The following is a 15,721-nucleotide window of genomic DNA, read 5'->3' as shown; positions in this document are numbered from 1 at the left end:
GGCGCGTACATGGTGATGCTGGAGTGCGACGGCCGGAAGCCCGCAGTGTCGGCGGCGAAGTCGTACTTCGCAGTGAAGACCCGGGAAGCTGAGACCGCGCAGGTCGCACAAATCCCTGACCTGTCCGCCCTCTCAGCCGGTGGCCTGGAGTGGCTCGGACAGTTGGGCCGGGCGCTGACTACGACCACTGCGGAGTTGTCCTCGGCGCGCCGAGAGTTGGAGTCGGCTCGGCCGAAGGTCGAGTACGTCGACCAGTTCGTGAGTGACAAGGACCGGTTTCTGTTCCGGACTGTGGCGAACCAGCTCGGGATCAAGGAGCAAGAGCTTCGGGACCTGTGCCTGGATCACGACTGGATCTACACGAAGCCGCATCAGCGCTGGTCGGACAAGCGCGGCGAACTCGTGAACGAACCTTCCTACCACGCGAAGGCGTCGCATAAGCACTGGTTCGTTGAGAAGGACCAGCCCCGCGCGCCCCGGTACGCCAACGGCGACATGCGCACCACGCTGTGCATCACAGCCCTCGGCAAGACCTCCCTACTTCGTCTGTTCCGAGAGAGCGGTGCCGCATGAAGCGTCCTGACATTCCGTTGACTGTCGTGGAGTCCGACGGGCCTCTCGTCACGGATACCGGCGAGGTCTATCACTGCACGCCGTGCGGCGGGTGTGGCGGCGAGATCGAGCAGGGCGAGTTGATCGCGAAGCTCGAAAGGTCGTGGATGCACCAGGAGTGCGCAGCTAAACAGCTCAGTGCGGCCGACGTCCGGAACGCGTGGGCGCTGATTGGTCTGGATATCGCCCGCAACCCGCGCGCGTACTCCGTGCCCAACGTCCGCGCAGTCCTTCACCAACTCGTGGGCTTCGTGTACCGCGACGAGTTCGAAGACGCCTGAACGCAAGAACGGGGCCGGCCCACACCGACCCCGTCCGACCACGAGACCCCCTGGAGGTCACTGTGATCACCCTCGAAACGAATCCCGACGGCACGTTCCATCGTCTCACGAACGACGGTCGGCACAGTCACGACCCGGAACGGATGCGGCACCCCGTGACGGTGGAAGCACTGCTCGGGCACCCCGTTCCGGTGCAGAAGGTGAACCGTCACCACGAGGACACCTCCCACGAGCTGCAGGACATGACGGACGCCAACCTGCTGTCGCTGATCAGTTCCGATCTGGACGGTTTAGGGGAGGCCGCGCGGCGGGTGTTGGCGTTGCGGCCGTGTAGTTGCACGTCCCGCGACGCCTGTAGCTGCACCGGAACGGCGCTCGAGGACTGCCGTTGCTACCAGCACCTCCTGCGGGGTGACTCCTGATGGAGAACCAATCGCAGCGCGTCCAGGAGGACGTGGAGAAGTTCGCCGGGAACGTCCGGCGGCTGCGGAAGTACCGCGTCATGTCACAGCAGGCGTTGGCCGATGCGCTGACGGAGCGAGGACACAAGACGGACGCGGTCCAGGTGCTCCGCATGGAGAAGGGGATCTCGGGCATGAGCTTGGCCCGGGCTATCTCGTTCGCCTCGTTCTTCGGCTACACGGTCGACGAAATGCTCAGCTCGCTGAACCTCGACTGTCGTCACTGTGACGGAAAGCCGCCCGTTGGGTTCACCTGCAGCCTGTGCGGCCAGTCCTCCGAGGGCGGTGCGTGATGGAGGCGACGAAACAGCATCTGTTTCCGCCCGCGATCCGCCGGGCCGCGACCCGCCACCACTGGGGAACCCGGGTCTACAACGCGGCCTACGTGACTGGTGTCGCTGTCGCTGTCGGATGCCTCGGTGTCGCCGCCGCTATCGCTCTCGGCATGTGGATGGAGCAGACATGGCCACGGTGACCGCAGAAACCGCCCGGTGGTCGGAGGTCCCGGACCGGGATGACCAGTCAGCGATGCCCGACCCGACCGCACCTGGTGCCGGGTGCGTGTTCGCCACCCTCTCGGCCCTGTCCCTGCCCGTCGTGCTGCTGCTGTTCCGGGTGACGGAGTGGGTGGTCCTGTGAGTTGGAAGCGCGCCAAGAAGACGGTCGCCGACGTCGAGAAGTGGGGCCGGGAGTCGGCGGAGTACGCGAACGAGCAGCGCAAGAAGCGCGGCGAACCAGTCAAGCCGAAGCGGGGGAAGGGCAAGCGATGAGCGAGCTGGTGAAGCGTCGTATCGGGTTCCGTCAGGTCGCCGGTATGGCCACAGGTGGGCGGGGGAGTTGCGACTTCCTGTACTCCGACCGCTGTCCTCTGGAGGTGCACCTGTGGTTTTTGGGCGTCGACAAGCCGTGGGTGCTGTGCCGTGACCTCCTCGCCGAGGGACTGCTGGTGCCGTCGGGGGATGGGGACGTGTTCATCGAACCCGTCCTGTCGGGCCTGTGGGTGGACATCCACCTGTCGTCGCCGCAGGGGGAGGCCACGTTGCGGTTCAACCGCGACGACCTGTTGGACGCGTTGGACGCCACCTGGCAGGTGGTGGAGCGCGGCCACGAACGCATCGACTTCGACGCCGAGTTGGCGTCCATTCTGGAAGGACAGTCATGACCGAGAAGACGTTGGCGGAGCAGTATGCCGAGGGCCTGGAGGCAATGGCGGCGATGCTCCGCGAGCGGCCGCACCTCGCCGAGCACCTGTTGTACACGGGCATCGACGGCATCAACATCCCCGTTGCCATGTCCGGATCCCCGGCGGCCACCGTGGCGGAGTTCGCGCGATCTGGTGCCGCTCACAGCGCCACTGTCGACAAGGACTACTCCGGCGATTGGGCCGGCGTGGTGCTGCGGTGGGGTCCTGTTGGCCTGCACGTCTACGCCCGCCGCGAGCAGGTGTGCGAGCGCGGCGCTGAACACATCGACATCGACGCCGAGTTGGCGTCCATCCTGGAAGGACAGTCATGACCGAGAAGACTTTGGCCCAGCAGCAGGCCGAAGGGTTGCGCGCGCTGGCCGACATGATCGAGCAGAACCCCGAGTTGGCCGAGGAATTGCGGTACTCGGCGATGGAGGGTGTGAACATCCCTATCTTGCACAATGCTGCGTCGACCATCGCCGCGTTTGCTCGCGCTGGTGTGGCTCACAACGCGCAGATCGAGGAGCACAGCAACGAGAAGCACGCCGGCACCTACCTCCGTTGGGGTCCGGTCGGGATCCACGTCTACGCCAGACGTGAGCTGCTCGCCAAGGAAGCATCGTGATGCCCCGGTTGCGGGTGAACCCGCAGGGTGTTGTGGCAGTGTTCGATGAGCGGTTCTACGGCGGGAAGACGATGCCGTGGCATGTGTGCTATGTGCCGCCGAAGGTGGTGACGCACTGGCCGTCTCAGCCGCTGTCGGATCAGGCCGTGGCTGGGTGGGCTGTGCTCGAAGCCCGCGAGGCGGTGGCGCCATGAGCCGCCAGATCGTCGTCGTGGATGTCGAGTCCACCGGTCTCGACTTCGCCCTCCACGTCCCCGTGGAAATCGCGTGGATGAACCTGACCACGGGGGAGTGGGGGTGTTTCGTCCCCCACCACACCGACCTCGACCTCCGCACGGCCGAGGCGAAAGCACTGGAGGTCAACGACTACCGCGAGCGCCTCGCGCACCTCCCGCGCGACAAGGGCCAACGGCTCGGGGAACTCCACGAGCAACTGCTCGGCAACACCCTGGCCGGGAGCAACCCGCGTTTCGACTCGCTGATGCTGCGGGTCGCGTTCACCCGGCAATGGCTGTCCCCGCTGGAGCCGTGGCACCACCGACTGTTGGACCTGTCGGCGTACGCCGCTGGGGTGCTGGGGATTCCGCCGTCGGAGCTGCCCGGATTGGCTGCGGTGTGCGCCCTGCTGGCCGTGGAGAACACCGCGCCGCACACGGCGATGGGTGACGTGGAGGCCACAGCGGAGTGCTTCCGCCGCCTGGAAGCGAAGGCGGTGGCCTCGTGACCGAGTCGCATTCGCTGAACGTCCTGCTCGCCTTCGTCGCCGTGGTGTTCCTGGCGGTGGCTGTGCTGCTGCTGGTCGACCGGGTCAAGAAACACCGCGACGGGGTGGGCCTGGCCATCCTCGAAGACCGGCCGGGTACCGACGAGCAGTTCGCCGAGTGGAACCGGGAGGACCGGTGAGTGACTTCCATGGCGCTGAGCGTGTCTACAGCAAGCAGTGCACCGCGAACCCCGGTAACCGGCGCCCGGCGGTGCTGTGTGAGCGGGACGCGGACTGGTACCTGCCCTGCGTTCCTGTCGGCTACTTCTGCGAACCCCACGCGGTGGCGGTGGCGGAGGACCACCGGCGCAAGGGCTGCAAGGCAGGTGCGCCGTGAAGCTCTCCCCTCGCCGTCAGCAGGTCCTCGAACTGCTCGCGACGGGTGCGACGAACCCGCAGATCGCACTGGCGCTGGGTCTGTCGGTGGACACGGTGAAGACGCACGTGAAGGTGCTGCTTCGTCGCCTCGAAGTCGTCTCCCGCGCCGAGGCTGTCGCGGTCGGCTATCAGCGCGGCCTGTTGGGGGCGAAACGTGAGTAGCTACGTGGTGATCGTGTCCCACCCCTCTGTGTGCATCTGCGGTGGCGACCGGTGGATGACGGTCCTCGTCCCGGATAGGGCGATCGAGATGGACATTCGCTGCCCGCACTGCACCGCATCCCAACCCCTGCTCGACCTCTTGGAGCACCTGTGACGAACGATGACCTGGCCCTGCGTGTAGCGGCACTGAAAGTGGTGTCGGACTACACCACCCGCCGCTACAACGAGGCCCGCGCCGAAGCGGCCGAGCGGATGGAGCGCGGCGACCGCCTGATGGCCCGCAGCCCCCTGGCAGGGGTGAAGGTGGGGGCGGTGTCGAAGTCGGACCCGAAGCCTGTAGCGCGGGTCACCGACGAGAAAGCGTTCACCGACTGGGTAAGAAAGAACTATCCGGACCGCATGGTCTACGACTTCGACGTCATCGGCTCCACCCAGGAAGTGGTGTCGGTGCTGTTCGAGCACGCACCGCACCTCCTGCGGAAGATCACGAAACCGGACCCGGAGCTGGTGCGGGAGATCCGCGCCGACTCCGTGGGTCTGGGCGCGCCGGTCGGACCGGCCGGTGAGGCCGATGTGGACGGCCTGGAAGTCACCACACCTGACGGGATCGTGTCCTGCAAGCCCGACCCCGAAGCTCTGGCCGCGGTGGTCGACCTGATCCGCGCCGACAAGCTGTCCCTCGAAGGCCTCGTCCGTGCCGAACTCCCGGGGGGTGCGGAGTGAACCCCGAGATGGCCGCGAAGCTCCGCGCCCCGTTCGCAAGCAGGCAGATCGGGAAGCTCCCCAAGGTCTGGTGCAAGAAGTGCTCGGACAAGAACGTCCGCTGCGAGGATCACAAGTCGCAAAAGTGCGGGGTGTGCAAGGCGTACGTCTCCACCGCGCACCTGCATGTGGACTACGTCGGCCACGCCCACGCCACCGAGCGTCTGCTCGATGTGGACCCGGACTGGAACTGGGAGCCGCTGGCGTTCAACGGCAACGGCCTGCCCGCGATGGACGAGCACGGCGGCCTGTGGATCCGCCTCACCGTCGGCGGCACCACCCGCCTCGGTTACGGCCACGCCGACGGGAAGCGCGGCGGGGATGCCGTCAAGGAAGCCATCGGTGACGCGATCCGCAACGCGGGTATGAGGTTCGGCCTGGCCCTGAACCTGTGGAAGAAGGAAGCGCCCGCGCCGGTGTCGGACGTGCCCGAGCGTCAGGTGGAGCGGCCGGAGCAGACGCCGGTCGATCGTGCCAATGAACTGCGCGGCCAGCTCGCGGCGATCGCGAAGAACCGCGGCTGGGACATCCCGAAACTGTCGGACGAGTTCGCGTTGTGGTCGCAGGGCAAGGACATCACCAAGGAGTCCGTTGCGGTGCTGGCCGAGTACAAGGACCACCTGCAGCGGGGTGCATCATGACGTGCTCGAAGCCGGGATGTGTCCGGCCTGGTGTACGGCGCAGGATGTGCGAGTCCCACTACCGCCGCACACTCCGAATGGGCCTGTGCGGCCTGGTCGATGCCGCACCGGTGCGCCGTCACGTGACCGCCTTGCGGGAGCTGGGGTGGACGTGGCGTCAGATCGCCACCACCGCGGGCACATCGACTTGGGCGCCGTACAACATCGTGCACGGCCCGGCGGCGAGGGTGTGGCCCGATACCGAGAAAGCGTTGCTGTCGGTCCCTCTGACGCCGCAGGGATCCCACCGCGGCGTGGACGCCATCGGTGCCCGGCGGAGGGTGCAGGCCCTCGGGTGGATGGGGTGGTCTGTCCCGGAGATCGAACGCCGCTGCGGTGTGGCCCCGTGCACCCTGTACCGACTGTTGCTGAAGGGGCGGTTGTCGTACTCGCTGGCGCAGCGCGTGGCCGCGGTGTATGACGAGCTGTCCCTCGTCCAGGGTCCGTCGAAGCAGTCCGCGACGAAAGCGCGCATCAGCGGCCACGCGCCTCCGTTGGCGTGGGATGACGACACCATCGACGACCCGGAAGCTGTGCCGCAGGGGATGGAGACGTCCCGCCGCCGTCACGGTGTGCTGCCTCCGGTGGAGGAGTTGCGGTGGCTGCTTCAGGGCGGGGAGACGCCGCTGTCGATCGCCGCCAGGTTCGGTGTGCAGCCTGCCGCGGTGGAGCGTGCCCTCCTGCGTGACCGGGAGGCAGCGTGAACGAGAAGAAGTGCCGCGGCCTGACCCGGAATCGTTCTGGTGGCATCTGCGAACTCCGCATCCCCGGGGTGTGCCTGGGCAGGGCCACGAACTATCAGCATCGGAAGAACAAGTCGCAGTGCTCGAAGGTCGAGCGGTGGTTGCCGTCCAACGGCCTCGACGCCTGCGGGTCCGGCACCACTGGTTGCCACGGCTACATCCACGCGAACCAGGCCGAGGCAGTCGAGAAGGGCTGGACCGTGCGTTCCTGGGACGACCCACACACCCGTCCGGTCCATCTGTGGCACGGGGTGGTTGTGCTCGACGACCTCGGGTGCTTCACCCCAGCCCTGGAACTCGGGGGCGTGTCGTGATCCCAAGCATGGCCGCGGTGCGGCAGGCGATGGTCCTCGTCGAGCAGGCGTGCGCCGGAACCATCGAGGAACGCGCGCGGGACCTGGTGAACCAAGCCGTCGTGAACCCGGCCCGCACGGTCGAGGTGGTGTTGGCGTTGGCGGACATGGTGGCCGCTTCCCGCCCCCCGGAGTTGCCCACGGACGACGTGTCCTACGAGCGGTACCTGAAGCGCGCTCACGCCGCGTTCGGGCGTGGTGAGCGGCTGGAGTGGGTGACGACGGGGGAGCGGGAGTACCAGCGCCTCCGGAAGCAGCGAGCACGGAAGGGGGCGGCGTGAGTGATGACCCACCGACACCGACGAAACGTTACGAGTGGGAACGGCTCGTGCGGCGCGTCCTCATGCGACACGAGGAGAAGCTGATGGCCCTGATCTTGGCGACGTACGCCGACCCGGATGGGTCGAGGGTGCGGCCGGGTAACGAGATCCTCGCGGCTGTGACGGGCGAGTCTGAGCGGAACGTGAAGCGTCGCTTGGCCGCCCTGCGGGAGATGGGGCTGCTGACTGTGGCGCGGCGCGGTGGCGGGCGGTCTGGGCGGGGGAAGACGACCGAGTACCAGTTGACGATGCCGTCCGATTTGTTGGAGCGGTGCTCGATGTTGGGGCCGGACGAGCGGACTCTTTGGCAGGCCACTGATGGTGGCCCCTCAATGGATGGGGCTACCTGTGGATAACTCGGCTGCTTCCACTGTGGATGGACGCTATTCATGGGCCATCTGGGTGGCCCATGAAAACGACTTTCAGGGGCCAAATAACGGTGTTCCGGAAACATTGAGGGGCCAAATTCGACGATTGAGGGGCCACTCTGCATGGCCTACTACCAACACACATCCACCAACCACCCAAAGACCAACCCCTGTGGTTACTACCCAAGGCGAGTCCAGAGCGGACACACGACCTGTGGATAACCGGAGGGTGTCATGAGCTACGCCGACCGGAAACGCATCGAGGGCTTCGAGAAGGACGGCGAGCGCCACGAGGCTGAGCAGTTCCCGTGCCCCGGCTGTCACGCCGCCGAGGGGGAGACCTGCCACCACGACGATGGTGTCCCGCTCGGTAAGGCCCCGGCGCACCATCAGCGGATCGCTTTGGCCCGCGCTTCCCGGCCCGCATCCGGCCGCTCCCGGTCGAACGAGGGGGAGTGAGTACGGATGGATACCCGAAACGGCTACGGCGAACTCAGAGCCGAAACGTCCACGTGTGACTGCGGCACCGTGTCCCCGCCGATCATCACCAGCCACCCCATCCTCGAAGACTCCGAGTTGGTCGAGTGGGAAGCCAGCCACCTCCAGTGGTTTTGCCCCATCCCCAGCCACGGGGAGTTCGACGACCACCTCGACATCTGGCAGCACGCCGCGCTCCCGAACTTCACGCGGGAACCCGCCGAACTCGCGGCCAGCATCGACACCCCGACCTGGCACCAGCCACTCAAAGCGGACATCGCCAACCGTCTGGTCGCCACTCACACCCAGGAGCCCACATGAGCCACACGATCACCGAACTCGCCACCCTCACCACCACAAACTGCTGCACCTGCGGCGTGCTGTTCGCCGCACCGGAACGCCTCCTCGCCGACCGCCGCGAGAAGGGCGGCAACTTCTACTGCCCCAACGGCCACAGCCTCCGCTACACCAAGCCGGAGAACGTTCGCCTCAAGGAACAACTCGACGCCAGCCGGGTCCGCGCCCGTCACCTGGAGGACCAGCGCGAGGCAACGGAGCGCAGCAACCGCGCCCTGAGAGGGCAGATCACCCGGCACAAGAAGCGCGCCGCGAACGGTGTGTGCCCGTGCTGCAACCGCACCTTCGCGAACGTCGCCCGGCACATCGCTGGCCAGCACCCCCAGTTCCGCGCTGACAGCTCGGAGGCCACACGATGAGCGACCGATCCGCCCCACCCGCCATCGAACTCTGCTGCCCTGACTGCCCCATCTGCAGAGAAGAAACCAGCTACGAAGACTCTGCGTTCGAGTGCCAGCCCTGCAACGCCTACTGGCCCAACGGAGTCGGCGAGCCCGGCGAATGGCTTGAGCCCGACGCCGAGCAGTGCGAAGCCGAGATCCAACCGCTGCTGGGCAACCCGTACGCCGACAAGGAACTCCAGGCGACGGTGGAGCGCTGCATTCTCGACGACGGCCACGACGGCGACCACCGGGCCGCCAACGGACTCGACTCCTGGCCCTCCCGCCCGGACACCGAGGGGACACCAGCATGACCCCGGACGAACTCCGCGACTACGCGGCGACCCTGATCTTGGAACACGCCCGCGACGTCGAGTACCTGTCCATCCACGAGATGGCGGAGCAACACCTCGACGCCGGGGAGATCTCCGACGAGGACGCGAAGACGGTTGCTGACCTGATCGGCAAGTCCGACATCACCGTCGACTTCCCGGGCGGTGCGGCATGACCGAGCCCACGATGACGGTCTTGTCTCTCGGGGCGGGTGTCCAGTCCAGCACGATCGCGCTCATGGCGTGCGACGGCACCCTGCCGAAGCCCGATGCCGCGATTTTTGCCGACACAGGCTGGGAACCGCGGCAGGTGTATGCCCACCTCGACCGGCTCGCCGTCGAACTCGGCCAGGCCGGGATTCCGTTGCACCGTGTGTCCAACGGCAACCTCCGCGCCGACGCCATCGACCCCGCCCACCGATACGCCAGCGTCCCGTATTTCGTCCGCAACCCCGACGGCTCGGCGGGTATGGGCCGTCGGCAGTGCACCAGCGAGTACAAACTGGTGCCGATCAAGCGGAAGATCCGCGAACTCCTCGGCGCTACAGCCCCCGCGTTCCGGCGCGTCCCGAAAGGCCGCGTTGCTGAGCAGTGGATCGGTTTCTCCACCGATGAGATCCACCGGGTCAGCGACAAACTCGACGTCCTGTACCTGACGCCCCGCTACCCGCTGCTCGACCTGGGCATGTCCCGCAAGGACTGCCAGCGGTGGCTCGAACGGCGCGGCTGGGGCGACACCGCCAAGTCGGCCTGCATCGGCTGCCCGTTCCATGGCAACCGGCAGTGGCGCGAGCTACGTGACAACTCCCCAGAGGAGTGGGCCGACGCTGTCGAGTTCGACCGCGAGATCCGCAAGGGCGGCAGCCGTGGCATGCCACTCAACGGTGAGGCGTTCCTCCACAGCTCCCGTATTCCGCTCGACATCGCCCCCATCGACAAGGTCACCCGCGGCGAGTGGCGTGACCGGCAAGGTGACCTGCTCGACCTCATCGAGGACGGCGATCCCGACGGCTGCTCGCCGTACGGCTGCCGGTCCGGCGGTGCGGCATGACCCCGACTGCGACTGATCTGTTCGCCGGCGCCGGTGGCTCCTCCGAAGGTCTCCGGCGCGCGGGCTGGCACGTCGAGGTCGCCGCGAACCACTGGCCCCTCGCAGTCGCCACACACCAGGCCAACCACCCCGACACCCTGCACTACACCCAGGACCTGTCCGAGGTGGACTGGCGCACCTTCCCCCGAACCGACCTGCTGTGGGCATCCCCGTCCTGTGTGTGGCACGCCCGCTCCGGAGGACGCAAGAAGCCACCCGCCGAGATCGAGCGGCAACGGAAGGACGCGGGGGCGATCGACAGGGCTACCGCGTTCGCTGTCATCGCCGCCGCCGAAGTCCACCAGTACCCGGCGATCGTCGTCGAGAACGTCGTCGAGTTCCGAGACTGGTCGCTCTATCCGTGGTGGCTCGACGGGCTCCGCGCACTCGGCTACGCCGTCACGGAGCTCGTGCTCGACGCCGCCGACTTCGGCCACGCCCAACACCGCAAACGCCAGTTCATCGCCGCCACCCGCGGCCTCGACCTCGACCTCACCCCGCCCGCCATCCCTTCGGTCACCGCGGCGGACATCCTCGACCCGAACCCCGGGAAGCTGCTCACGCGCCGCCTGTACGTGTCCGACCAGATCGACCAGATCGACGTCGAGGACGTGCCGCACCTGGTCACCTACCGGCGCAACGCGAAAGCACGCCGCGCCGACCAACATCCCATCGCCGCTGTCACCGCCGGCGGCAACCACCACGGTGTCGCGACCGTCATCGACCGCACCCCGCATCACCGGATGCTCACCAATCGGGAGTGCGCCCGCGCCCAAGGCTTCGGCGACGAATACGAGTTCCTCGGTACCGCGGCGGAGGTGAAACGCCAGATCGGTAACGCCGTCCCGGTTGGTGTCGCCGCCTGGTTCGGTTCCCGCGTCGCTGCCGCGATGCAGTCCACGCCGCAGGCCGCGGCATGACCCCGATCGGAGACCCCATGACCACCCCCAACGACGCCCTAATTTGGGTGGCGATCGACATCAACGACGACCACATCTGCACCGTGCCGTGCCCGACACGCGCCGAGGTGATGGAGTGGATTGACAGCCAGTGTGACGATGTGGACGCCCGCCCTGAGACGATCACCGTGGGCCGGTATCGGTCGGAGTCGGACCATCCTTTGCGGCATGTGGAGGCGATGGTTGCGCGCGCTGTAGCGGCGTTCGAACCTGACCCGAACCCCACCCCCATACCGGGAACCCTGGACGAACTGCGGGCCAAGTACTTGGCCCGCGTGGAGTTGGCGAAGCGGCTGTTCGAGGCGCAGTTCGAGTTCATCCCGACTGGCCGTATGCCCGCTGACCCAACGTGGGAGGAGTTGGACGACTCGACTGTGAACGACTTCGAGGATGAGGCGCGGAGGGCGGAGCACGTGTTCGGCCCCGAACTCGACCGGCTCCGTGGCGAGTTGCACGACCACATCGACGCGTCGGTGCGGTCTGGTGAGCGGCTGATGGACACACAGGAACAGCGGCGGGCGCTGTGGGAGGTGGCGAAGGGCCTGGCCCGTCATCTCCGGTCCGCGAAGACAGCGTTGGATGATGACTCGCTGCTGCGCATGGCGGAGCAGACGGCCGAACGACTCCGTGTCGACAACACGGGGCTCCGGTTCAGGGCGGAACTGGCCGAGGGTGAGCGGGACAAGGCGAACCGGCAGATCCAGTCCCTTGCCCGTCGGCTGCATCTTCGGTTCCAGAACGAGCAGCGGTTGGAGTCCGAGGTGGCTCGTCTGTCCTCCGGGGACACCCCAACACCGCCCGACGTGACCGAGCAGGTCGCGCGCTTGCTGGTCGAGCACCAGCGGTTCGATATCGCGTCCTGCCGGTGCGGGTGGGGGCGGCAGCCCAGTCATCTCGGGCAGCGGCACTCCCGTCACGTTGCCGACGTCTTCGCTGCTGCTGGCCTGCTCCGTGCACCCGCCCCACAACCCGGAGGCATCTGGGTGCGCTGCCCTGAGTGCGACGTGTTGAACGCGCACCGCGAGGGCTGTTTCGCCCCGCTGCCCGCCGACGAACCCACCGAGGAACGGTGCTTCGAGAAGTCGCCTTCCAATCTGGGCATCTTCGACTGCACCCTTCCTCCGGGTCACGACGGCGACCACGTGGCGCACGGCATGGCAGGAGAGACGTGCGCCAGCTGGCCCACCCCTGAGCGCGAGTGGACACCCGAGATCGGGGGGCAGGCCACCGTTCCGGCGACGGGCTGCACCGAGGCAGGAAGTGTCTTGCGCATCGTGGGAGACCAGTCGTATGTCCATTTCCCCAGCGGCTACGCGGGTTGGTTCCGGAGCAGCGACCTTCGCCCTGCCCCGCCCGAGGTGTCCCGGTGATGTGTCCCTGTGACGGTGACTGCGACGCCTGCCTCTGGAACCAGGAACACGGCGGGGAACCACCCCCCAGCTGGGACGAAAACACCGCGTTCGAGATGGAAGGAAACCGATGAGCAACCTAAAGAGCGAGACCCTGGGCCCGGGAACGCTGCTCCGTAACAAGATGGACGTCGAGTTGAAGGTCGTCGGCATGATGCCTACCGGCGACTGCATCGGCCAGATCTTCAAGGTCAAGCATCACGGAGGCCCTTGGGGCCCGACTCTGTACGCGACTCGTGAGGGCCTGGAGCAGGCCGGGTACGAGGTTGTGTCCGATGACTGACGCCCGTGAAGCACTGGAGACCTACGAGGTTGAGTGCCGGTACTGGAACGAAGACCACGCCGTGTGGACGGTCGAAGCCCCCAAGGCGTTCGCCGCGCTCCGGGACGTGCTCGACCTCTGCGACACCGCCGAGTCGAACAACCGCTCCCTGGTATCACTGCCCGCCCTCCGCACTGCCATCCAGACCGCCCTAGGAGACACAACACCATGACCGACCAGAAGATCCCCGAACTCCGCATCGGCATGAGGAGCGGCCTGTGGTGCGCGGCAGTCGCTGACCAGTTCGGTTGGGTGTCGCTCGGCACGGCCTACCCGCTGGCGGACGAGGACGTTGCGGACTGGACGCCGCTCGCCGCCCTGCCCGCCCCTCCCGCAGAAGCCAGCAGGCCCACCACTCAAGGCGCGGCTAGGGCGCTCCTGCAACTGATCAGGGACACCTACCGCGCCGGGAACAGTGACCTCACGTACGACCCCGAGGACCTGGCGAACGAGTTCCTGGAGCGCTACCGCATCACCCGCCGGGTGGAGGCGTGATGGCCCCCCAGGACAAGCTCGAATGTCCCGGGCCGCTCGTGTGGTTCAGCGTCGGTGCGCTCGTCGAGGAACACGCCATCCTCGAATGCGCCACGTGTGACTACCTGATCGTCACCGGCAACTGGAACGACCCGGCACACGCTGGCACTCCTGTTCTCCGCGAAGGAGCCCCGTCATGATGCGCATCACCCGCCGGGAGGCCACCGATGGCTGAGAAGTGCGAATGCTTCGCGACACCGGAAAGCGGGTGGACTGTCCACTACGGGGCGGTGGAGCCCGGAAGCCAGCTTGAGTACAACCCGGACTGTCTCGTCCACGGGGAGTCCCGCGATGACTGAGCCGAGAGACGACCTGATCGAACTCGTCCACGACACCTTGTGCGACTGCAAGGACCGGGGCTACGGGCTGACACTGCGCGGCCTGGAGCTGGAGGACCTCGCCGCCGCCCTGCTTGCCGCCTACCCGCAACTAGCGGCGACCGAGCTACACGTGCTGAGGGCAACAACCTGGAACGCCGACGGAACGCCAACACCCCGTCGCCGCACTGTCTACGCCACACCCTGGGAGGACGCGTGACCGAGGACGACGAGCGCGACGTTCAGACGGCTCTGCATTGCGCCGAGACGGGTAACGCAACCCACTGGCCCACGGCTGCCGGGATCCTCGCCGACGAGGTGAAGAGGTTGCGTGGGCTGTCCGCCGACCCCGCCACCATCGAACGGGTAGCGAAAGCGCTGCACGCCGACCAGAACGAGCGCATGGAGAACCGGGGCTGGCACTCCGAGGCATGGGAAGACCTCGACACCTTCGAGGTTCGCTTGTATCGCCGCCGTGCCCGATCCGCTGTCCGTGCCCTCCAAGGGGAGGCATCGTGAACCGACACCCCGAGGCGGACATCGCCGAATCCGTGTTCCTCGCACTCGTTGGCGACTCGGTGCCGCCCTACGCGGAAGAGGAAGAGATCCGCTCGGCCGCGTTCAGCGACACAGTGGACGTCAAGGTCGACGGCCAGTGGTTCCGCGTTTCCTCCGTGCCGATCGATGAGCCGATCAGCGTCGAGGAACACAGGGCGGGTACGGATCGTGCCCTCCAAGGGGAGGCGTGATGGACGAGGCCGCTGCAAAGTATCCGCTCGCGACCCTTCGCGGGATCGGCATGCTCGTCGACGCCGTGTCCGCAGACATCATGTGGACCACCGCTACGCGACTTCAACGCGCCATCCTCTGGGAGCACGCTAAGCCGATCGTCGCCGACGTCCACGCCAAGGCCGAACAAGGTGACGACCGGATCGTGGCCACCACGGTCACGGTCGACGCCCACCCCCGCACCCTCTCCTCGCTTCGGGACAAGGGGTTCCTCGACGACCACAACCGCCTGACCGCACGGGCGATTCACGCCGCACTCCACACCACCCACATCGACCGGGAGACCCCGTGACTGACGACGTCGGGGACGTGTGGGAACCGATCAACGAGGGAGGGTGGCTGTGGGACTGACCTTCGAACTCGACATCCCCCTACATCGGGGGAAGCCGCCGTTGACGGCGAACCAGCGTCTGCATTGGGCGGAGAAGGGCCGCCGCACCCGCGACGTGCGGGCAGCGGTGGCGTGGAGAGCGAAGGCCGCGAAGGTCCCCAAGGCCCTCCATGTGACTGCACAACTGCACTACCACGCCGCCGACCACAAACGCCGCGACGCCAGCAACCTCTACGCCACCAGCAAACCAGCGATAGATGCCCTGGTCGACGCCGACGTCATACCCGACGACGACGGCCGCTACGTCACCGAAGTGAACCCGATCATCCACCCGGCCGTACCGAACCAGCCCCGCAGGCTGTGGCTCCAGATAGAGGTGACCCCATGTCCCAAAACGACACCGGCGGCGGGTTGACGATGCACCGCGGCCGCGACCTGTCAGCCGAAGAACGCCACAAAGCCGCCCGCTACGTCGCTTCGGAGGCCTACAACGCCTACGACTGCGCAGACCTCCTCTCCATGCTCGGCCTCAACGCAGCGGAAGGACTCGACCGATGAGGTGGCCACGCGACAAGCAGATCCGCATGCTGGCCGAAGCTGGCCTACTGACCGGCGAAGTCCTGACCGAACTTGAAGCCACGGTTCGCGCCCTGGAGAAGCGTGTGGGGGAGTTGGAACGCAACGAGCACGGCCACTGCACCCAGTGCGGCAAACCCACCCCCACCGGGTG

The 15,721-nt window shown here is 66.9% G+C and carries 40 protein-coding genes; all 40 read left to right on the top strand.

Translation table 11 applies throughout. From position 1 onward, the window contains the following. Nucleotides 1-573 (top strand): phage antirepressor KilAC domain-containing protein (locus tag D0C15_RS32665; protein ID WP_211323412.1); only part of this gene is annotated, 573 nt, incomplete at its 5' end. Further along, nucleotides 570-893: a hypothetical protein gene (locus tag D0C15_RS34430; RefSeq protein ID WP_162830363.1), complete on the top strand. Its 324-nt coding sequence runs from the start codon at nucleotides 570-572 to the stop codon at nucleotides 891-893. The genes D0C15_RS32665 and D0C15_RS34430, both read left to right, overlap by 4 nt. Before the next feature lie 62 nt (nucleotides 894-955). Then, nucleotides 956-1,315 carry a hypothetical protein gene (locus tag D0C15_RS34425; RefSeq protein WP_162830362.1) on the top strand — a complete coding sequence of 120 codons (360 nt, stop codon included), beginning with the start codon at nucleotides 956-958 and terminating at the stop codon, nucleotides 1,313-1,315. Continuing rightward, complete coding sequence (locus tag D0C15_RS32655) at nucleotides 1,315-1,647, top strand: helix-turn-helix transcriptional regulator (protein ID WP_116051920.1); 333 nt, start codon at nucleotides 1,315-1,317, stop codon at nucleotides 1,645-1,647. The genes D0C15_RS34425 and D0C15_RS32655 overlap by 1 nt, the downstream gene beginning before the upstream one ends. Next, nucleotides 1,647-1,829 (top strand): hypothetical protein, encoded by a 183-nt coding sequence (locus D0C15_RS32650; RefSeq protein WP_116051919.1) that lies wholly within the window; start codon nucleotides 1,647-1,649, stop codon nucleotides 1,827-1,829. Before D0C15_RS32655 ends, D0C15_RS32650 begins: the two co-directional genes overlap by 1 nt. Continuing rightward, nucleotides 1,817-1,993 (top strand): hypothetical protein, encoded by a 177-nt coding sequence (locus tag D0C15_RS34420; RefSeq protein WP_162830361.1) that lies wholly within the window; start codon nucleotides 1,817-1,819, stop codon nucleotides 1,991-1,993. Before D0C15_RS32650 ends, D0C15_RS34420 begins: the two co-directional genes overlap by 13 nt. Continuing rightward, complete coding sequence (locus D0C15_RS35560; protein ID WP_281270750.1) at nucleotides 1,990-2,124, top strand: hypothetical protein; 135 nt, start codon at nucleotides 1,990-1,992, stop codon at nucleotides 2,122-2,124. The genes D0C15_RS34420 and D0C15_RS35560 overlap by 4 nt, the downstream gene beginning before the upstream one ends. Further along, nucleotides 2,121-2,516, top strand: a complete 396-nt coding sequence (locus D0C15_RS32645) for an SsgA family sporulation/cell division regulator (protein ID WP_116051918.1) — start codon at nucleotides 2,121-2,123, stop codon at nucleotides 2,514-2,516. The genes D0C15_RS35560 and D0C15_RS32645 overlap by 4 nt, the downstream gene beginning before the upstream one ends. Beyond that, nucleotides 2,513-2,869 carry a hypothetical protein gene (locus D0C15_RS32640; protein ID WP_116051917.1) on the top strand — a complete coding sequence of 119 codons (357 nt, stop codon included), beginning with the start codon at nucleotides 2,513-2,515 and terminating at the stop codon, nucleotides 2,867-2,869. The genes D0C15_RS32645 and D0C15_RS32640 overlap by 4 nt, the downstream gene beginning before the upstream one ends. Next, nucleotides 2,866-3,165 (top strand): hypothetical protein, encoded by a 300-nt coding sequence (locus tag D0C15_RS32635; protein WP_116051916.1) that lies wholly within the window; start codon nucleotides 2,866-2,868, stop codon nucleotides 3,163-3,165. The genes D0C15_RS32640 and D0C15_RS32635 overlap by 4 nt, the downstream gene beginning before the upstream one ends. Then, a complete protein-coding gene (locus D0C15_RS32630) occupies nucleotides 3,165-3,359 on the top strand; it encodes a hypothetical protein (protein ID WP_116051915.1) in 195 nt (64 codons plus the stop codon). The genes D0C15_RS32635 and D0C15_RS32630 overlap by 1 nt, the downstream gene beginning before the upstream one ends. Further along, the gene (locus D0C15_RS32625; protein ID WP_116051914.1) at nucleotides 3,356-3,889 is read left to right on the top strand and encodes a 3'-5' exonuclease; all 534 of its coding nucleotides are present in this window, start codon (nucleotides 3,356-3,358) and stop codon (nucleotides 3,887-3,889) included. Before D0C15_RS32630 ends, D0C15_RS32625 begins: the two co-directional genes overlap by 4 nt. Next, nucleotides 3,886-4,068, top strand: coding sequence for a hypothetical protein (locus D0C15_RS32620; RefSeq protein WP_116051913.1), 183 nt, complete (start codon nucleotides 3,886-3,888; stop codon nucleotides 4,066-4,068). Before D0C15_RS32625 ends, D0C15_RS32620 begins: the two co-directional genes overlap by 4 nt. Next, nucleotides 4,065-4,265 carry a hypothetical protein gene (locus D0C15_RS34875; protein WP_211323411.1) on the top strand — a complete coding sequence of 67 codons (201 nt, stop codon included), beginning with the start codon at nucleotides 4,065-4,067 and terminating at the stop codon, nucleotides 4,263-4,265. Before D0C15_RS32620 ends, D0C15_RS34875 begins: the two co-directional genes overlap by 4 nt. After that, a complete protein-coding gene (locus D0C15_RS32615; protein WP_211323410.1) occupies nucleotides 4,262-4,468 on the top strand; it encodes a response regulator transcription factor in 207 nt (68 codons plus the stop codon). Before D0C15_RS34875 ends, D0C15_RS32615 begins: the two co-directional genes overlap by 4 nt. Before the next feature lie 150 nt (nucleotides 4,469-4,618). After that, complete coding sequence (locus D0C15_RS32610) at nucleotides 4,619-5,191, top strand: hypothetical protein (RefSeq protein WP_116051911.1); 573 nt, start codon at nucleotides 4,619-4,621, stop codon at nucleotides 5,189-5,191. Nucleotides 5,192-5,199: 8 nt separating this feature from the next. Continuing rightward, the gene (locus tag D0C15_RS32605; protein ID WP_162830359.1) at nucleotides 5,200-5,871 is read left to right on the top strand and encodes a hypothetical protein; all 672 of its coding nucleotides are present in this window, start codon (nucleotides 5,200-5,202) and stop codon (nucleotides 5,869-5,871) included. Continuing rightward, a complete protein-coding gene (locus tag D0C15_RS32600) occupies nucleotides 5,868-6,614 on the top strand; it encodes a hypothetical protein (RefSeq protein ID WP_162830358.1) in 747 nt (248 codons plus the stop codon). Before D0C15_RS32605 ends, D0C15_RS32600 begins: the two co-directional genes overlap by 4 nt. After that, on the top strand, nucleotides 6,611-6,967 hold the full coding sequence (locus D0C15_RS32595) for an HNH endonuclease (RefSeq protein ID WP_116051908.1): 357 nt from the start codon (nucleotides 6,611-6,613) through the stop codon (nucleotides 6,965-6,967). The genes D0C15_RS32600 and D0C15_RS32595 overlap by 4 nt, the downstream gene beginning before the upstream one ends. Further along, nucleotides 6,964-7,287, top strand: a complete 324-nt coding sequence (locus D0C15_RS32590) for a hypothetical protein (protein WP_116051907.1) — start codon at nucleotides 6,964-6,966, stop codon at nucleotides 7,285-7,287. Before D0C15_RS32595 ends, D0C15_RS32590 begins: the two co-directional genes overlap by 4 nt. Before the next feature lie 62 nt (nucleotides 7,288-7,349). Further along, entirely contained in the window at nucleotides 7,350-7,682 is a 333-nt protein-coding gene (locus D0C15_RS35850) for a helix-turn-helix domain-containing protein (protein ID WP_425455455.1), read from the top strand. Between the two features lie 246 nt (nucleotides 7,683-7,928). Continuing rightward, nucleotides 7,929-8,153 carry a zinc finger domain-containing protein gene (locus tag D0C15_RS32580; protein WP_116051905.1) on the top strand — a complete coding sequence of 75 codons (225 nt, stop codon included), beginning with the start codon at nucleotides 7,929-7,931 and terminating at the stop codon, nucleotides 8,151-8,153. A 6-nt stretch (nucleotides 8,154-8,159) separates the two neighbouring features. Next, nucleotides 8,160-8,492, top strand: a complete 333-nt coding sequence (locus D0C15_RS32575) for a hypothetical protein (protein WP_116051904.1) — start codon at nucleotides 8,160-8,162, stop codon at nucleotides 8,490-8,492. Next, a complete protein-coding gene (locus D0C15_RS32570; RefSeq protein ID WP_116051903.1) occupies nucleotides 8,489-8,887 on the top strand; it encodes a hypothetical protein in 399 nt (132 codons plus the stop codon). The genes D0C15_RS32575 and D0C15_RS32570 overlap by 4 nt, the downstream gene beginning before the upstream one ends. Beyond that, complete coding sequence (locus tag D0C15_RS32565; RefSeq protein WP_116051902.1) at nucleotides 8,884-9,222, top strand: hypothetical protein; 339 nt, start codon at nucleotides 8,884-8,886, stop codon at nucleotides 9,220-9,222. The genes D0C15_RS32570 and D0C15_RS32565 overlap by 4 nt, the downstream gene beginning before the upstream one ends. Continuing rightward, nucleotides 9,219-9,416, top strand: coding sequence for a hypothetical protein (locus D0C15_RS32560; RefSeq protein WP_116051901.1), 198 nt, complete (start codon nucleotides 9,219-9,221; stop codon nucleotides 9,414-9,416). Before D0C15_RS32565 ends, D0C15_RS32560 begins: the two co-directional genes overlap by 4 nt. Further along, on the top strand, nucleotides 9,413-10,291 hold the full coding sequence (locus D0C15_RS32555) for an adenine nucleotide alpha hydrolase family protein (RefSeq protein ID WP_116051900.1): 879 nt from the start codon (nucleotides 9,413-9,415) through the stop codon (nucleotides 10,289-10,291). Before D0C15_RS32560 ends, D0C15_RS32555 begins: the two co-directional genes overlap by 4 nt. Then, a complete protein-coding gene (locus D0C15_RS32550) occupies nucleotides 10,288-11,250 on the top strand; it encodes a DNA cytosine methyltransferase (RefSeq protein WP_116051899.1) in 963 nt (320 codons plus the stop codon). The genes D0C15_RS32555 and D0C15_RS32550 overlap by 4 nt, the downstream gene beginning before the upstream one ends. A gap of 17 nt (nucleotides 11,251-11,267) precedes the next feature. Further along, nucleotides 11,268-12,659, top strand: a complete 1,392-nt coding sequence (locus tag D0C15_RS32545) for a hypothetical protein (RefSeq protein WP_162830356.1) — start codon at nucleotides 11,268-11,270, stop codon at nucleotides 12,657-12,659. Between the two features lie 109 nt (nucleotides 12,660-12,768). Then, nucleotides 12,769-12,981, top strand: a complete 213-nt coding sequence (locus D0C15_RS32540; protein WP_116051897.1) for a hypothetical protein — start codon at nucleotides 12,769-12,771, stop codon at nucleotides 12,979-12,981. Continuing rightward, complete coding sequence (locus tag D0C15_RS32535; RefSeq protein ID WP_116051896.1) at nucleotides 12,974-13,192, top strand: hypothetical protein; 219 nt, start codon at nucleotides 12,974-12,976, stop codon at nucleotides 13,190-13,192. Before D0C15_RS32540 ends, D0C15_RS32535 begins: the two co-directional genes overlap by 8 nt. Beyond that, nucleotides 13,189-13,515 (top strand): hypothetical protein, encoded by a 327-nt coding sequence (locus tag D0C15_RS32530; RefSeq protein ID WP_116051895.1) that lies wholly within the window; start codon nucleotides 13,189-13,191, stop codon nucleotides 13,513-13,515. The genes D0C15_RS32535 and D0C15_RS32530 overlap by 4 nt, the downstream gene beginning before the upstream one ends. Next, nucleotides 13,515-13,694: a hypothetical protein gene (locus D0C15_RS32525; protein WP_116051894.1), complete on the top strand. Its 180-nt coding sequence runs from the start codon at nucleotides 13,515-13,517 to the stop codon at nucleotides 13,692-13,694. The genes D0C15_RS32530 and D0C15_RS32525 overlap by 1 nt, the downstream gene beginning before the upstream one ends. A gap of 27 nt (nucleotides 13,695-13,721) precedes the next feature. Then, nucleotides 13,722-13,853 (top strand): hypothetical protein, encoded by a 132-nt coding sequence (locus D0C15_RS35555; protein ID WP_281270749.1) that lies wholly within the window; start codon nucleotides 13,722-13,724, stop codon nucleotides 13,851-13,853. Then, nucleotides 13,846-14,091 carry a hypothetical protein gene (locus D0C15_RS32520; RefSeq protein ID WP_116051893.1) on the top strand — a complete coding sequence of 82 codons (246 nt, stop codon included), beginning with the start codon at nucleotides 13,846-13,848 and terminating at the stop codon, nucleotides 14,089-14,091. Before D0C15_RS35555 ends, D0C15_RS32520 begins: the two co-directional genes overlap by 8 nt. Beyond that, entirely contained in the window at nucleotides 14,088-14,390 is a 303-nt protein-coding gene (locus D0C15_RS32515) for a hypothetical protein (protein WP_116051892.1), read from the top strand. Before D0C15_RS32520 ends, D0C15_RS32515 begins: the two co-directional genes overlap by 4 nt. Continuing rightward, nucleotides 14,387-14,620 carry a hypothetical protein gene (locus D0C15_RS32510; protein WP_116051891.1) on the top strand — a complete coding sequence of 78 codons (234 nt, stop codon included), beginning with the start codon at nucleotides 14,387-14,389 and terminating at the stop codon, nucleotides 14,618-14,620. Before D0C15_RS32515 ends, D0C15_RS32510 begins: the two co-directional genes overlap by 4 nt. Continuing rightward, the gene (locus D0C15_RS32505; protein ID WP_116051890.1) at nucleotides 14,620-14,952 is read left to right on the top strand and encodes a hypothetical protein; all 333 of its coding nucleotides are present in this window, start codon (nucleotides 14,620-14,622) and stop codon (nucleotides 14,950-14,952) included. Before D0C15_RS32510 ends, D0C15_RS32505 begins: the two co-directional genes overlap by 1 nt. Nucleotides 14,953-15,001: 49 nt before the next feature. Continuing rightward, nucleotides 15,002-15,406 carry a hypothetical protein gene (locus D0C15_RS32500; protein ID WP_211323409.1) on the top strand — a complete coding sequence of 135 codons (405 nt, stop codon included), beginning with the start codon at nucleotides 15,002-15,004 and terminating at the stop codon, nucleotides 15,404-15,406. Beyond that, entirely contained in the window at nucleotides 15,376-15,549 is a 174-nt protein-coding gene (locus D0C15_RS34415; RefSeq protein WP_162830354.1) for a hypothetical protein, read from the top strand. The genes D0C15_RS32500 and D0C15_RS34415 overlap by 31 nt, the downstream gene beginning before the upstream one ends. The last annotated feature ends 172 nt before the right edge of the window (nucleotides 15,550-15,721 follow it).

This window comes from Amycolatopsis palatopharyngis (genome assembly GCF_003385185.1).
GTDB lineage: Bacteria > Actinomycetota > Actinomycetes > Mycobacteriales > Pseudonocardiaceae > Amycolatopsis > Amycolatopsis palatopharyngis.
The sequence above is the reverse complement of the archived record's forward strand: the minus strand, read 5'-3'. Positions and strand labels throughout refer to the sequence as shown.

Coding starts and splice junctions, on each gene's coding strand:
- D0C15_RS34430 (WP_162830363.1), top strand. CDS start 570: ATGAAGCGTCCTGACATTCCGTTGACTGTCGTGGAGTCCGACGGGCCT.
- D0C15_RS32655 (WP_116051920.1), top strand. CDS start 1,315: ATGGAGAACCAATCGCAGCGCGTCCAGGAGGACGTGGAGAAGTTCGCC.
- D0C15_RS32650 (WP_116051919.1), top strand. CDS start 1,647: ATGGAGGCGACGAAACAGCATCTGTTTCCGCCCGCGATCCGCCGGGCC.
- D0C15_RS34420 (WP_162830361.1), top strand. CDS start 1,817: ATGGCCACGGTGACCGCAGAAACCGCCCGGTGGTCGGAGGTCCCGGAC.
- D0C15_RS32645 (WP_116051918.1), top strand. CDS start 2,121: ATGAGCGAGCTGGTGAAGCGTCGTATCGGGTTCCGTCAGGTCGCCGGT.
- D0C15_RS32640 (WP_116051917.1), top strand. CDS start 2,513: ATGACCGAGAAGACGTTGGCGGAGCAGTATGCCGAGGGCCTGGAGGCA.
- D0C15_RS32635 (WP_116051916.1), top strand. CDS start 2,866: ATGACCGAGAAGACTTTGGCCCAGCAGCAGGCCGAAGGGTTGCGCGCG.
- D0C15_RS32630 (WP_116051915.1), top strand. CDS start 3,165: ATGCCCCGGTTGCGGGTGAACCCGCAGGGTGTTGTGGCAGTGTTCGAT.
- D0C15_RS32625 (WP_116051914.1), top strand. CDS start 3,356: ATGAGCCGCCAGATCGTCGTCGTGGATGTCGAGTCCACCGGTCTCGAC.
- D0C15_RS32605 (WP_162830359.1), top strand. CDS start 5,200: ATGGCCGCGAAGCTCCGCGCCCCGTTCGCAAGCAGGCAGATCGGGAAG.
- D0C15_RS32600 (WP_162830358.1), top strand. CDS start 5,868: ATGACGTGCTCGAAGCCGGGATGTGTCCGGCCTGGTGTACGGCGCAGG.
- D0C15_RS35850 (WP_425455455.1), top strand. CDS start 7,350: ATGCGACACGAGGAGAAGCTGATGGCCCTGATCTTGGCGACGTACGCC.
- D0C15_RS32580 (WP_116051905.1), top strand. CDS start 7,929: ATGAGCTACGCCGACCGGAAACGCATCGAGGGCTTCGAGAAGGACGGC.
- D0C15_RS32575 (WP_116051904.1), top strand. CDS start 8,160: ATGGATACCCGAAACGGCTACGGCGAACTCAGAGCCGAAACGTCCACG.
- D0C15_RS32570 (WP_116051903.1), top strand. CDS start 8,489: ATGAGCCACACGATCACCGAACTCGCCACCCTCACCACCACAAACTGC.
- D0C15_RS32565 (WP_116051902.1), top strand. CDS start 8,884: ATGAGCGACCGATCCGCCCCACCCGCCATCGAACTCTGCTGCCCTGAC.
- D0C15_RS32560 (WP_116051901.1), top strand. CDS start 9,219: ATGACCCCGGACGAACTCCGCGACTACGCGGCGACCCTGATCTTGGAA.
- D0C15_RS32555 (WP_116051900.1), top strand. CDS start 9,413: ATGACCGAGCCCACGATGACGGTCTTGTCTCTCGGGGCGGGTGTCCAG.
- D0C15_RS32550 (WP_116051899.1), top strand. CDS start 10,288: ATGACCCCGACTGCGACTGATCTGTTCGCCGGCGCCGGTGGCTCCTCC.
- D0C15_RS32545 (WP_162830356.1), top strand. CDS start 11,268: ATGACCACCCCCAACGACGCCCTAATTTGGGTGGCGATCGACATCAAC.
- D0C15_RS32540 (WP_116051897.1), top strand. CDS start 12,769: ATGAGCAACCTAAAGAGCGAGACCCTGGGCCCGGGAACGCTGCTCCGT.
- D0C15_RS32535 (WP_116051896.1), top strand. CDS start 12,974: ATGACTGACGCCCGTGAAGCACTGGAGACCTACGAGGTTGAGTGCCGG.
- D0C15_RS32530 (WP_116051895.1), top strand. CDS start 13,189: ATGACCGACCAGAAGATCCCCGAACTCCGCATCGGCATGAGGAGCGGC.
- D0C15_RS32525 (WP_116051894.1), top strand. CDS start 13,515: ATGGCCCCCCAGGACAAGCTCGAATGTCCCGGGCCGCTCGTGTGGTTC.
- D0C15_RS35555 (WP_281270749.1), top strand. CDS start 13,722: ATGGCTGAGAAGTGCGAATGCTTCGCGACACCGGAAAGCGGGTGGACT.
- D0C15_RS32520 (WP_116051893.1), top strand. CDS start 13,846: ATGACTGAGCCGAGAGACGACCTGATCGAACTCGTCCACGACACCTTG.
- D0C15_RS32505 (WP_116051890.1), top strand. CDS start 14,620: ATGGACGAGGCCGCTGCAAAGTATCCGCTCGCGACCCTTCGCGGGATC.
- D0C15_RS34415 (WP_162830354.1), top strand. CDS start 15,376: ATGTCCCAAAACGACACCGGCGGCGGGTTGACGATGCACCGCGGCCGC.